This window comes from Rathayibacter sp. VKM Ac-2804 (assembly GCF_009866655.1).
Lineage (GTDB): Bacteria > Actinomycetota > Actinomycetes > Actinomycetales > Microbacteriaceae > Rathayibacter.
On the sequence record NZ_CP047420.1, the window covers coordinates 2,364,603 to 2,376,948 of the forward strand.

The following is a 12,346-nucleotide window of genomic DNA, read 5'->3' on the forward strand; positions in this document are numbered from 1 at the left end:
GGCTCGCGGCGACGCGGGGCGCCGACGGCGGAGACGCCGCAGCACGCTCGACGCTCCGAGACCCGTCCCCTAACGGAACCCTTGATGATCGGACCATCATGTCGACGACGACGACGATCCCCAGCAGCCTCCGCCGCTCCATCTCGAACACGTTGAAGGGCTCCGCGGGCAATCTCGTCGAGTGGTACGACGTCTACGTCTACTCCGTCTTCGCGTTCTACTTCGAATCGCAGTTCTTCGCTCCCGGCGAGAAGAACTCGACCCTCTACATCTGGGCCATCTTCGCGGTCACCTTCCTGATGCGGCCGATCGGCTCCTGGTTCTTCGGCCGGTTCGCCGACCGGCACGGGCGCCGCCTCGCGCTGACGATCTCGGTCTCCCTGATGGCCGCCTGCTCACTGATCGTCGCGTTCGCGCCGACGGCCGAGTCGATCGGCGGGGGAGCGGTGGTGATCCTGGTCCTGGCACGACTGCTGCAGGGCTTCGCCACCGGCGGAGAGTACGGGACGAGTGCCACCTACATGTCCGAGGCCGCCCTACCCGGTCGGCGCGGCTTCCTGTCGTCGTTCCACTACGTGACCCTCGTGGGCGGGCACGTCCTCGCCCAGCTGACCCTGCTGATCATGGTGGTCACCCTGCCGGACGACGCGATCTCCGCCTGGGGATGGCGGGTGGCCTTCGGCATCGGAGGCGTCGCAGCGGTCGTCGTGTTCTGGCTCCGGCGGACCATGGACGAGTCACTGGAGACCACGCAGATCGACGCGGTCAAGGCGGGCCGGTCCCGCCGGAACGGCTCGATGCGCGAGCTCCTGGTCCACCAGTGGCGGCCCCTCCTCCTGTGCTTCGCGGTGACGATGGGCGGCACGGTCGCGTTCTACACGTACTCGGTGACCGGTCCGAACATCATCAAGAGCGCGTTCGCCGGTGACGACGTCGTCACGGGCACCGTCATCAACCTGATCGCCCTGACGACACTGATGCTCCTCCAGCCGCTCGGCGGGTGGCTCTCGGACATCGTCGGACGCAAGACCCTCCTGGTGTTCTTCGGCATCGGGGGAGTGGCCTACACCTGGTTCCTCCTCACCGCTCTTCCGGAGCAGACCGACCCTCTCGCCGCCTTCGCGATCCTCGTGGTCGGCTTCGTGATCCTCACCGGCTACACCTCCATCAACGCCGTCGTGAAGGCGCAGCTGTTCCCGACGCACATCCGCGCCCTCGGGCTCGGCTTCGGCTACGCGCTCGCGAACTCGATCTTCGGCGGCACCGCGCCCTTGCTGTACGCGGGGGCGCTCAGCGCCGAGCAGGTGCCGGCCTTCATCGGCTACGTCACCGCCGTGATCGTCGTCTCGCTGGTGGTGTACGTGGTCTTCCTCAAGAACACCGGGGCGAACTGGCTCGACGACGAGGCCGGGATGCGCCTGCGGGAGGACGCGCGCCGAGCCTCCCGCTAGCTCGGGGTCGCACTCCGAGGGATGCGACGCCGCACACGGTGCACCCCTCAGTGGTCGACGACGGAGCCCGTCCCGCGGGCGATGGCGCGATCGCCGAGGGGCACCGTGTGGCCGGTGTCCTCGACCGCGCCAACCGGGCAGCGCGACGCGCCATCACCGCTCCCGCCGCGAAGGTGGTGGCCAGGGGGAACGAGCCGGGTGACCGCCGCACGCACCGGCTGCTCACGCAGGTCGTACTGCCGCAACGCTGACCACCCTCGCGGGCCGGCTCAGCCCAGCTGATGCACGTGGATGTCGCTGCTCATCGTCACGCCGTTGAACTCGACATACAGCTGCCCCTCGACGACCGACACGGTCAGCGTGTTGCGGCGCTCGAGTACCGCGACCGCGGCATCCAGGAACCCGTGGTCGAAGCTCTGCACGGTGATCTGCTCGAGCTGGTGGACTCGCTTGCCGGACCACGCCGCGATCACCTTCTCCGGGTTGCGATGCGTGTAGACCGTCGTGCGGTCGGCCAGCCTGCTCCCGAAGTGCAGTCGCTCGGCATCCGGCGCGCCCACCTCGATCCACGTGGTCAGCCTGCCGGTGAGATCGCGGACCAGCACCGCCGGCTCGGTCGCCGTCGACGAGATCCCCTCGCTGAAGGTGATCCCCTCCACGTATTCGAGGCAGTACGCGAGCACGCGCGTCATCATGTACGCGTCGGTCTCGGAAGGGTGCCGAGCGGCCCGCAGCGTGATGTCCTCGTAGACGCCGCGGTCCACATCAGCCAGCTGTATCGCGAAGTTGTACATCACTGCGCCGGCTGCCATGTGTGCGAGCTTATGTCCTGCCGCTCATCGAGGAGCGCGACGCTTCTCCGGCGCCGATGGGGGCGTCGTGTTCGCGCGTCTGCACGCAGGAACGGCCCGGCAGGAGGCATCCACTCCGTCGAGAGCGTCTCGGTCGCCGACTCGTCGCAGGGGAGCCCGTTCGTGCATCTTGCGCTCCCCACCGACTTGCGCTCACCGTACTGACATAATGTGCATTATCGGATATCGAGCCCGGCAGTCGCCGCGGGTGCTCGACGGGGTCCTCCAGCTCCCGGTGGACGATCCCGACGGAGAACGATCTCGACAGAAGTAGGAAGATCCCCGCCCGCCCTCTGCGGAGCGGACCGCCGCCGTTATCGTGAAACCACTCCGCCGCCCCTCCCGGGACAGCGGAACACTTCGGAGCCGATCCGGGATGAGCCCGCGAACGGCCTGACCAGGAGGGTGAATCATGCCGTTTGTGACCACGGACGATGGTGTGGAGATCTACTACAAGGACTGGGGCAGCACCGACGCGCAGCCCCTCGTCTTCCACCACGGCTGGCCGCTCTCCTCGGACGACTGGGACGCGCAGATGCTGTTCTTCCACGCCCGCGGCTACCGCGTGATCGCGAGCGACCGCCGCGGCCACGGACGCTCGACCCAGGTCGGCACCGGTCACGACATGGACCACTACGCCAGCGACGTCAGCGCGGTGGTCGAGCACCTCGACCTGCGCGACGCGGTGCACATCGGCCACTCCACGGGCGGCGGCCAGGTCGCCCGCTACGTCGCGAAGCACGGCCAGCCGCAGGGACGCGTCGCCAAGGCGGTCCTCGTCTCGGCCGTCCCCCCGCTGATGGTCCAGACGGAGGCGAACCCCGACGGAACGCCGATCTCCGTCTTCGACGGCTTCCGCGAGGCGCTCGCGGCCAACCGGGCCGAGTTCTTCCAGGCCGTCGCCTCAGGCCCGTTCTACGGCTTCAACCGTCCCGGCGCGACCGTCTCGCAGCCGGTGATCGACAACTGGTGGCGCCAGGGCATGACCGGCAGTGCGCTCGCGCACTACGAGGGCATCGCGGCGTTCTCCGAGACCGACCAGACCGAGGACCTCCGGGCGATCACCGTCCCGGTGCTCGTCCTGCAGGGGGACGACGATCAGGTCGTGCCCTACCGGGACGCCGCGCTCAAGCAGCACGAGCTGCTGCAGAACTCCACCCTGAAGATCTACGAGGGCTACCCGCACGGCATGCTGACGACCCACGCCGACGTCATCAACCCCGACCTGCTCGCGTTCATCCAGGAGTAGATCCGAAGGACGACATCGCCGGCCTCACCCCGGCGCTCGGATGCACCCCGGTCGATCCGGGGTGCATCTCCGCGTCACGCGCTCCCCCGCTCGATCCCGCTCGATCCGGCGCGACCGAGCCGTACTGGTCGTGACCCGGCGCCGTCCTCCTGCCGGTCGACGCTCGAGCGGAGAGCGCGATCACGGAGCCGTCGCCTCGGGCCGCCCCCGACCGACCGCCGCGGTCGACCACTTCGCCTCGCTGCGTCCCGCCGCCCGACCGGCGGAGGCCGACGTCGCAGAGGGCCGGGCCGGCAGCTGCGCTCTGCTCGGAGAGTCCTCCGACGCGGGCTCGGACGTCCTCGTCCGTGATGGACTGATCCCATGACTGATTCCCTGCACGAGACGCGTTCCGGCCACGCCACGAAGGTCGGCGTCTGATGGCCGAGGAGCGCGCGATCCTCGCGGGCGGCTGCTTCTGGGGGCTCCAGGAGCTCCTCCGCGACATGCCCGGTGTCTTCGGCACCCGGGCCGGCTACGCCGGCGGCAGCACCCCGAACGCCACCTACCGCCACCACGGCGATCACGCGGAGGCCGTCGAGATCGAGTTCGATCCCGAGCAGACCTCCTACCGCGATCTGCTGGAGTTCTTCTTCCAGGTGCACGACCCCACGACGAAGAACCGCCAGGGCAACGACATCGGCACCGCCTACCGCTCCGTGATCCTCTTCCTCTCCCCCGAGCAGGAGCGGGTCGCGCGCGAGACGATCGGCGAGATCGACGCGTCCGGCCGCTGGCCCGGACCGGTCGTGACCGAGGTCGAGCCCGCCGGCGAGTTCTGGGACGCCGAGGAGGAGCACCAGGACTACCTGCGCAAGCACCCCGGCGGCTACACCTGCCACTGGGTCCGCCCGCGGTGGTCGCTGGACGCCTGATCCGCTGATCCGGGCGGGGCGTCATGCTCCGCCCGGTCCCGGTCACCGCGCGGGACTCCCCCGGGCCCGCTCCGGCGCCGCCGTGCCTCCACCGTCGCCGGACGGGAGGTCGTCATCGACCGGACCGGTCTGCATGCGGCCTGAGGCGTGCGCGATCCTGCACATCCATCGCACCACGCTCTACTACCGGCTGGAGAACCTGCCGCCGGCGGTCCGGGCCGCCCTCGACGACGGCCTCCAGCGCTGCACCTCTGCCTGAAGCTGGTGCGGTTCCGCGGCGGCGTCGAGGGGCGGCGGGCCTCGTGATCGCGCCGGCGCCGGACCGGCCGACGCGCGGTCCCGGCGTCGCGCCCGCGCCCCGCAGCCCGGCCCGACGCCGCGCGGCGCGGCTCAGCGCTCGGTGAGGAGGGCCTGCCAGTCGCGGGGCACGCGGTCCGCCGGTCCGGGCGTCGTCTGATCCGCCGGGTGGCTCTGCGGGTCCGCGAGGCGCGGACCGTCGGTGTAGTCGTCGGTGCCGAAGTCCCAGAACCAGTCCTCGCCGGGCTCGAAGCTCTGCATCACCGTGTGGCCCGTCGCCCGCCAGTGCGCGGTCCCGTGCCTGTCGAGCGAGTCGTCGCAGCAGCCGATGTGGCCGCAGCGCGCGCAGCGGCGAAGATGCAGCCACCACGAGCCCGACTGCTCGCACTCGACGCAGCCGGGGCCGCTCGGAGGGACGGAGGGATCGATCATCGGCGAGGTCATGGGTCCAGAGTGCCGCGGGACGCCGTGCCTGCACCAGGTCCGACGACCGCGAGGTCACCGGACAGCCGACGACCCCGACCGGAGCGGCGCGTCCCTACCAGGCTGTTCGCGCTCGGAGCGGCGTGGGGCGCGGGGCGAGCGGGGAACGCGACGCAGCCCGGAAGCTGAGCAGTCCCGGAAGCGGTCCCGCGTCCTAGTGGGACGGCGGTACGGGCTGTCGCCCCGCCCGGACGCCCTGCTCCCGCAGGTACGTGCTCACCACCGCGTCCGCCACGCGCCCGGCCGCGCTCGTCCCGCCCGGCGGACCGCCGCGCAGACGCATGGCGAGCTCGCCGGTCACGACGAGCAGGAGCTCCTCCGCGAGCCGCGGCGCCTCCTCCCCCACCAGCGGCTCGGCGAGCTCGGTCAGCCGTCCGCGCAGGGACTCCGTGTCGGCGCGGACCGCGTCGGCGAGCTCGGCCGGCGGGTCGAGGTACTCGGCCGACGACGCCAGGAACGCGCACCAGCGGGCGCCGTGCGGCCGCTCCCGGAAGCGCTCGAGCGCGGGGAGCACGGCCAGCAGGCGCTCCCGGTCCGAGTCCGCCCGCGCGATCTCGGCCTCCCAGGCCTCGAGCCAGGCCGCCTGCCGACGGTCGAGGGCAGCGGCGACCAGCGCCTCCTTGCTGGAGTAGCCCCGGTACAGGGTGGCGGCCGAGACGCCGGCCAGTGCCAGCACCGCGTCGATCGGAGTCGCGGCGATCCCGCGGCTGAAGAAGAGCTCCTCGGCCGCGTCGAGCAGCTTGGCCTCGGTGCGGGGCCTGATCGAGGCGGCTCGGAGCGGCGTGGACATGGCCCCAGCCTAGACTCTCGATATGAAACGCACGTTTTCGTTCTCCCCGCCGGTCCCCCTCGTCGTCGCCGCCACCGGGCTCATCGCGGCGACCTACGGTCTCGTGCGCTTCGCCTACGGTCTCCTGCTGCCGGAGATGCGCGCCGAGCTGGGCTTCGACGCGGCCACGGCGGGCGGTGTCTCGGCCGGCGCCTCCCTCGCCTACTGCCTCGGCGCGGTCGCGGGCTTCCTGCTCGCCTCCCGCGCGGCCCGCGTCCTCGTGCTGGCCGCCGGGGCGACGGCGGGCGCCGGCGCGCTCGGGATGGCGCTCAGCTACGAGTTCGTCCCCTTCGCGATCGCCGCCGTCGTGAGCTCCGTCGGCGCGGGACTCGCCTCCCCCGCGCTGGTCGATGTGCTCCGACGGGGCGTAAGCCCGGGACTGCAGGCGCGGGCGCAGACGATCGTGAACTCCGGGACGGGCCCCGGACTGGTCGGAGCGGGTGTCCTCGCCCTGACGCTGCTCCCGGGCTGGCGCACGGTGTGGGTCGTCGCGGCGGTCGTCGTGGTCACGGCCGCCCTCGCGGTCGCCGTCCTCGACGGCGCCGCCCCCCGCCGCGAGACCCCGACCGCGCTCTCCGCGGCCTGGCTGGGCGCGCATCGCGGGCCTGTCCTGGCGGCGGCGCTGCTGGGCGCCGGATCCGCGGGAGTCTGGAACTTCGGCAGGACCCTGCTGGTCGAGGTCGGGAGCAGCACCACGGAGTCGGTCGTCGCGTGGATCGTCCTCGGGATCGGCGGCACCGTCGCGATCGCCACCGCCCGCTGGACCAGCGCCCTGCCGCCGCGCACGGCCTGGACGATCACCACGGCGACGGCCGCCGCAGGGACACTCGGCCTGGCGCTCACGGCCGCCTCGCCGTTCGCCCTCCTCGCGTGCCTCCTCTTCGGCTGGGGCTACACGGCCGGCACCGGAGCGCTCATCGCCTGGACCACCGCCCTCGACCCGGACCGCGCGGCGACCGGCACGGCCCTGCTCTTCGTGGTGCTCATCGCGGGCCAGGCCATGGGCGCCGTGGGCCTCGGAGCGCTTCTCGACGGGCCGGGCGCCACGGTCGCCTTCGCCGTCGCCGCGGTCGCGACGGCAGCCGCGGGAGTCGGCCGCCGAGCACCGGCGCGGAGGATCGAGGCGGTGAGCGGAGGCGGCGGCACCGGTAGCCTCGCGGCATGACCTTCGTGAACGTCGGCACCCTGGGGGCCGCACCCGGCAGACGCGACGAGCTCGTCGCCCTCCTCACGGAGCACAACGCCGCCCTCGTCGGCGCCGGCTGCCTGGCCTACGAGGTCGGCGTCGACGACGAGCAGCCGGACACCGTCTTCGTCGTCGAGCTCTGGGAGAGCGCCGAGGCGCACCGGTCCTCGCTGGCCCTCCCGCAGGTCCAGGCCGCGATCGCGCGGGCCCGTCCGCTGCTCAGCGGCGCCTTCGGCGGCCACCGCTTCGACGTCGTGGGCTCTCCTCTCCGCAGCTGACCTCCGGGGCCGGCCTCCGCCGAGCGCTCGATGCGGGCTGCGCGGACTGCTCCACCCTGCGTCGACGCCGTCGGTGATCGCGCATCCGTCCCTGCGCCCGCTGATTCCGATCCCGCCACCCCGCCACCCGAGAGCAGAGCGCCATGATCAGCACCTTCCTCGTCGAGCACGCCGCGCTCGTGCCGATCGGCTTCTGGACCGCGGTCGCGCTGGTCACGGCGCTCGCCTGGCTGCTGCACCGGCGCGGCGCGAGGAGGACCCTCCTCGTCCTCGCCCCACTGGCCTTCCTCGCGGGCATCGCGCTGACGATGTACCCGCCGGACGGCACGCCGCCGGTCTTCTGCACCGTGCAGTTCTCGGTGCCGTTCGAAGGCATCGACACCCTCGCGAACATCGCGCTCCTGCTCCCCGGGGCCCTGCTGCTCGCGGTCGCGGTCGGCCGCTCCGTGCTCGTCGCCGCCGCCGTCTCCGGCCTGTCCGCCGTGATCGAGCTGGTCCAGGCGAGCGTCCCGGCGATCGGCCGCTCCTGCGACACGAACGACTGGTTCATGAACACCATCGGCGCCGTCCTCGGCGCGCTCCTCGCCGCCGTGATCCTCGCGGTCGAGAACCGGCGGGCCGGTCGCCGCGTGTCGCGCTGACGCCGCCTCCTGTCGCGTCGCGCTCGACGTCTCGACGCCGGGTCAGTGCGGGGGGCGCAGCGACTCGGCCGGGCTCAGAGCCGTGTCGGCGGTGCAGCCGAGCTCGCCCGGCTGGAGCAGCACCGGCGCCACGACGACGGGGTGACGGCGCCCGCCTCGCGCTCGACGAGGACGCAGTCCTCGGCGTGCCCCATCGCCACTCCGACGTCCGTTCCCCGAAGCGCGACCGTCGGCTGCGCGGCCACCTCCCGAGGTTCCGTCGGAGTCGCCAGACGCTCGGTCTAGTGCGCTCGCGGCGGGAGCGCGACCGGGAGGGTCAACTCGCCCCGCTCGACGAGGCTCTCCAGGGCCTCGAGGACGGCGGCCTCCGGCTCGTACCGCGGTGCGTAGCCGAGGAGCGTCGTCGCCTTCTCGATCGAGAAGTACTGGCTGCGGTGCAGGTGGCCCCAGCTCGCGCCGGCGAGGTCCTCGCCCGCGCTCCGGCGGAACTCCTCCCAGCCGATGCTCTCCAGCGTCGCCTCCTGACCGAACCAGCCCGCGGCGATCTGCGCGAATCCGCGGACGGTCAGCGCCGAGGGGGCGACGATGTGGAAGTCCTCCCCCGCGGCCGCCTCGGGCCGGGCCACCGCCAGCTCGAACGCCTGGGCGACGTCGTCGGCGTGCACGTGGTGCAGGGACTCCGCACCCGAGCCCGGGATGCGCAGCGTGCCGCCGGTGGCCAGGGTGTCCCAGACGGAGGGGTCGAGGTTGCCCAGCGGCCCGATCGGCGCCCAGCCGGGCCCGCTGATGTGACCCGGATGCAGCGACGTGGTGCGCAGGCCGCCCGCCGCGGTCTCGGCCTGGAGGAGGAGGGCGATCGCCTCCTTCTGCCTGCCGTACTCGTCGATGGCGGGCGTCCCCTCGCCCTCGCGGATCGGGAGCTTCAGGGTGGGTCCGTAGCGCCAGACCGAACCGCAGCTGATCAGGTGGCCGACGTGCCCGCGGAGGCCCTCGACGAGCGCCCGCGCCGAGTCGAGGGTGAAGCAGACCAGATCGATCACCACGTCCGGACGCAGATCGCGGACCCGCGCGGCGAAGACGCCGTCCTCGTCCTCCTGCTGCCGATCGGCGACGACGCTCCGCACCTGCTCCCACTCGGGGCCGGCGGTGTAGGGGGTGCTGGTGCCGCGGGTGATGTTCGTGACCTCGTGCCCGGCGCGGACGAGCCGCGGGACGAGGAAGGAGCCGATGTGGCCGCTCCCGCCGATGACGACGACATGCATGGTGGCTCCTCGGGGTCGGGACGGGGGTGCGCTCCACTCCACCACACCCGGGACCGACAGCGGCGATCTCTATCCGGCGTCGGAGTCCGCTCCCCCGCGCGCGGCGGCGTCGAAGGCGCGCCGGTTGCCGAGGATGGTGCGCTGGTGCTCGCCGACCCAGTCCCCGAGGGTGAGCGCCACGGTCTTCAGCGACTCGCCGAGAGCGGTGAGCTCGTACTCCACCCGGGGCGGGACCTCGGCGTGGACGGTCCGGGCGACGAGGCCGTCCCGCTCGAGCGCGCGCAGGGTCACCGTGAGCATGCGACGCGAGATGCCGGGGATGATCTGCGAGAGCTCGGTGAACCTCCGCCGCTCGTCCCCGAGGACCCCGATCACCAGCAGTGTCCACTTGTCGCCGATGCGGGAGAGGAGCGACCGGAACAGGTCCGGGTCGTCGCTCGTGCAGAGCTCGGCCATCGTCGGCATCGACGCGCTGAGCCGCTCGTGCAGCGCGACATCGGTCTCGTGCCGGGGCATCCGTCCTCCTCCGGTTACCGCCGGGTAACGGGAGCTCGTTTGCGGTAACGGAGACCCGGCGAGCAGAGTTACCGATCGTAACCATAGCCCGGCCGCAGCGGTCGGACCGATCGAAGGAGCGCCATGACCCTCTTCCGCCTGGATGCCAGCATCCGCACCGAAGGCTCCACGAGCCGCGCCCTGGGCGACCTCGTCGAGGCCGAGTGGAGCGCCGCCCACCCCGACTCCGCCGTCGTCCGGCGGCACATCGGCGTCGAGCCGATGCCGGCCACCGCCTGGTCCGACGCCGTGACGGCGTCGATGACGCCCGAGTCCGAGCGCACGCCCGGCCAGCGGTCCGCCGTCGCGCTGGCCGCCGAGCTGACCGACGAGCTCGCCGGTGCCGATGCACTGCTGTTCGCCGTGCCGCTGTACAACTTCGGGGTCTCGCAGCACTTCAAGTCCTACGTCGATCTCGTGGTGACGGACCCGAGAATGGCGCCCGGTGCGGAGCCGGTGACCCGCGGCATCCCCGCCGTCCTGGTGACGGTGCAGGGCGGAAACTACGCCGCCGGCACCCCGCGGGAGGGCTGGGACCACGCGACCGCGTGGATGCGGCGCATCCTCGAGGACGTCTGGCAGCTCGACCTCGAGGTCGTGACCCGCGAGTTCACGCTCGTCGGCGTGAATCCGGCGCTCGACCGGTTCACCGAGATCGCCGACGACCTGAGGCGGCTCGCCGAGAGCCGCGCGACCGAGCACGGGCGCGCGCTCGCGGGGCTGCGGCGCGCGGCCTGAGCGAGGAGGGGCGGGGGCCGGGCGTTCGCGCTCGTCGCCCTCCCGCTCTCGCCGGACGGGCGGCTGGCGCGATCGTCCGCCCGCTGGCGGCGGTGGAGAGGAGCGCGACGACCACCGCCCGTTCGAGACGCCGCGGCTCGATGGATCCGGGTCGTGAGTGGAAGGCTCATGTCGCGCATCGCCGCTACCGTGGATCCATGGCCGTGAACGAGAATTCCACCGCGCCGCTCGCGGTCTGGTACTTCGTGGGGGCGACTTTCGTCGCCACGGCGTCTGGCCTCAATGGTGTGTCGATGGCGTCGAGACCGATCGCGTGAACGGCCGAGCACTATCGACTCGGTTCACCAGCGGAGGAGAACGCTCTGACTGACGACGCGGTGATCCTCGTTCCCGCTCACTACGACGTCGTCTGGGCCGTCTTCCCGATCCTCAGCGTCGCTCTGCTCATCGTCTCGATCGTGACCCTGGTCAGAACGAAGACCCTCACGGATGCTGCTCGGGTCGGCTGGACCGTCGTCGTCGTGCTGCTGCCGGTTCTGGGCTCGGCGGCCTGGCTCGTCACCCTCTGGGCGGGCCGCCGAAGTCGGCCGGCTGAGTAGCGGATACCTCGTCGGCGTCCACTCAACAATCTGCGTGTGCGATGCGGGCGGCCGTTCGGACGCCGATCGTCAGAGTGAGGACCGAGGACCGCGCAGCAGGCCCCATCCGAACGAGCTCTCCGCGATGAAGTCCTGCAGGTCGCTCTGCACCGCGCGTGCGAAGTCGGCGAGGTCGGTACCGGGCTGCAGAGCGCGTGCCGATCCGCTCTCGCCGAGGATCTGCCAGTGGACGCGGACGTCGCCGTCGTCCAGGCGTTCGTCCGCGCGAAGAGGACGCTCCGACCCGTCGATGAAGAGGCGCGTGAAGGAGACGCGCAACGAGGCGCATTCGCGCTCGGTCAGCATCTCCTCGAAGACAGGACTCAACGCCTGACGGAGGGCTGCGTCGGTGATCACTGGTTCCCTCCCGAGCCGGCCTCAGTCTGGCACCACAGCGAAAGGGTCGGGATGCGAGAGAGATCTCCTCCGCTGTCGAGGAGACCGGTCTGCGATCCCCGCAGGGGCTGAGAGCGACGACCGCGATCAAGAGGGGCATGATCACCTCATGGGACGGATCCGGTTCAGCAGTCCAGGCTGGGACGACGAGGCTGACGTGGACGCACCTGTCGATCCGGATCGGGCTCGGTACGCCCGTGACGACGGTGCACGGTTCACGGCCGTCACTCTCACCTGCCTGTCCGTCATTCCGGCGACCCTTCTCACCGCGGCGTTCTTCCTCACGCGGCTCCCGCCTCTGGATCGCGACGATCACCCCGGGTGGACAGCGCCGAGTGCTGCGGTTCTGGCGCCGTGGCTGCTGTTGTTCCTGCTCCCGCCCCTGGTCACGGGGGTCTTCAGCCGTCTCGTCGGTGGCCGGGGCTCCTTCTCCGGGTTCCGGCACTACGCCGCCATCTGCTTCCTGGTGATGGTTCCGTTCATCGGCCTGTCGGCGCTGTCCCTGCTCGGGTAGGCGCTACCCGCCGCACCGACGGCGATGCGAGCAGCGCCCCCGAAAGGGCGGATCGAGGCCGGGG

The 12,346-nt window shown here is 71.8% G+C and carries 16 protein-coding genes; 10 read left to right on the forward strand and 6 right to left on the reverse strand.

What is annotated here, in order from left to right:
* The first annotated feature begins 98 nt into the window (after positions 1-98).
* Positions 99-1,451 (forward strand): MFS transporter, encoded by a 1,353-nt coding sequence (locus GTU73_RS11115; protein ID WP_160089459.1) that lies wholly within the window; start codon positions 99-101, stop codon positions 1,449-1,451.
* A 269-nt stretch (positions 1,452-1,720) separates the two neighbouring features.
* Here the strand turns inward: GTU73_RS11115 and GTU73_RS11120 are convergent, their stop codons facing one another.
* Positions 1,721-2,263 (reverse strand): YaeQ family protein, encoded by a 543-nt coding sequence (locus GTU73_RS11120; RefSeq protein WP_160089461.1) that lies wholly within the window; start codon positions 2,261-2,263, stop codon positions 1,721-1,723.
* Between the two features lie 451 nt (positions 2,264-2,714).
* Between GTU73_RS11120 and GTU73_RS11125 the strand changes: the two genes are divergently transcribed.
* The 3 genes from GTU73_RS11125 (at position 2,715) to GTU73_RS11135 (ending at position 4,724) form a co-directional block, all read left to right on the forward strand.
* On the forward strand, positions 2,715-3,551 hold the full coding sequence (locus tag GTU73_RS11125; RefSeq protein WP_160089463.1) for an alpha/beta hydrolase: 837 nt from the start codon (positions 2,715-2,717) through the stop codon (positions 3,549-3,551).
* 419 nt (positions 3,552-3,970) lie between these two features.
* Positions 3,971-4,465 carry a peptide-methionine (S)-S-oxide reductase MsrA gene (gene msrA / locus GTU73_RS11130; protein ID WP_160089465.1) on the forward strand — a complete coding sequence of 165 codons (495 nt, stop codon included), beginning with the start codon at positions 3,971-3,973 and terminating at the stop codon, positions 4,463-4,465.
* 133 nt (positions 4,466-4,598) lie between these two features.
* A complete protein-coding gene (locus tag GTU73_RS11135) occupies positions 4,599-4,724 on the forward strand; it encodes a helix-turn-helix domain-containing protein (protein WP_244231612.1) in 126 nt (41 codons plus the stop codon).
* A 131-nt stretch (positions 4,725-4,855) separates the two neighbouring features.
* On the opposite strand, the gene GTU73_RS11140 is transcribed toward GTU73_RS11135, so the two are convergent.
* The gene (locus GTU73_RS11140) at positions 4,856-5,206 is read right to left on the reverse strand and encodes a UBP-type zinc finger domain-containing protein (protein WP_160089467.1); all 351 of its coding nucleotides are present in this window, start codon (positions 5,204-5,206) and stop codon (positions 4,856-4,858) included.
* 193 nt (positions 5,207-5,399) lie between these two features.
* Entirely contained in the window at positions 5,400-6,035 is a 636-nt protein-coding gene (locus GTU73_RS11145; RefSeq protein ID WP_160089469.1) for a TetR/AcrR family transcriptional regulator, read from the reverse strand.
* Between the two features lie 22 nt (positions 6,036-6,057).
* Between GTU73_RS11145 and GTU73_RS11150 the strand changes: the two genes are divergently transcribed.
* From GTU73_RS11150 to GTU73_RS11160, 3 genes are all read left to right on the forward strand, one after another.
* Positions 6,058-7,239, forward strand: coding sequence for an MFS transporter (locus GTU73_RS11150; RefSeq protein ID WP_160089471.1), 1,182 nt, complete (start codon positions 6,058-6,060; stop codon positions 7,237-7,239).
* Positions 7,236-7,538 carry a putative quinol monooxygenase gene (locus GTU73_RS11155; RefSeq protein ID WP_160089473.1) on the forward strand — a complete coding sequence of 101 codons (303 nt, stop codon included), beginning with the start codon at positions 7,236-7,238 and terminating at the stop codon, positions 7,536-7,538. Before GTU73_RS11150 ends, GTU73_RS11155 begins: the two co-directional genes overlap by 4 nt.
* Before the next feature lie 143 nt (positions 7,539-7,681).
* Positions 7,682-8,179, forward strand: coding sequence for a VanZ family protein (locus tag GTU73_RS11160; protein ID WP_160089475.1), 498 nt, complete (start codon positions 7,682-7,684; stop codon positions 8,177-8,179).
* 281 nt (positions 8,180-8,460) lie between these two features.
* Here GTU73_RS11160 and GTU73_RS11165 read toward each other — a convergent pair whose 3' ends face one another.
* Both GTU73_RS11165 and GTU73_RS11170 read right to left on the reverse strand, forming a co-directional pair.
* Positions 8,461-9,441: an NAD-dependent epimerase/dehydratase family protein gene (locus GTU73_RS11165; RefSeq protein WP_160089477.1), complete on the reverse strand. Its 981-nt coding sequence runs from the start codon at positions 9,439-9,441 to the stop codon at positions 8,461-8,463.
* Between the two features lie 69 nt (positions 9,442-9,510).
* A complete protein-coding gene (locus tag GTU73_RS11170; RefSeq protein ID WP_244231843.1) occupies positions 9,511-9,897 on the reverse strand; it encodes a helix-turn-helix domain-containing protein in 387 nt (128 codons plus the stop codon).
* A 183-nt stretch (positions 9,898-10,080) separates the two neighbouring features.
* Here GTU73_RS11170 and GTU73_RS11175 point away from each other — a divergent pair, with 183 nt between their 5' ends.
* Together GTU73_RS11175 and GTU73_RS11180 are read left to right on the forward strand one after the other, a co-directional pair.
* Positions 10,081-10,734, forward strand: a complete 654-nt coding sequence (locus GTU73_RS11175) for an NAD(P)H-dependent oxidoreductase (protein WP_160089479.1) — start codon at positions 10,081-10,083, stop codon at positions 10,732-10,734.
* Between the two features lie 377 nt (positions 10,735-11,111).
* Positions 11,112-11,333 carry a PLDc N-terminal domain-containing protein gene (locus tag GTU73_RS11180; protein ID WP_160089481.1) on the forward strand — a complete coding sequence of 74 codons (222 nt, stop codon included), beginning with the start codon at positions 11,112-11,114 and terminating at the stop codon, positions 11,331-11,333.
* A 69-nt stretch (positions 11,334-11,402) separates the two neighbouring features.
* Here GTU73_RS11180 and GTU73_RS11185 read toward each other — a convergent pair whose 3' ends face one another.
* Entirely contained in the window at positions 11,403-11,729 is a 327-nt protein-coding gene (locus tag GTU73_RS11185; RefSeq protein ID WP_160089483.1) for a hypothetical protein, read from the reverse strand.
* A 196-nt stretch (positions 11,730-11,925) separates the two neighbouring features.
* Between GTU73_RS11185 and GTU73_RS11190 the strand changes: the two genes are divergently transcribed.
* On the forward strand, positions 11,926-12,282 hold the full coding sequence (locus GTU73_RS11190; protein WP_160089485.1) for a hypothetical protein: 357 nt from the start codon (positions 11,926-11,928) through the stop codon (positions 12,280-12,282).
* The last annotated feature ends 64 nt before the right edge of the window (positions 12,283-12,346 follow it).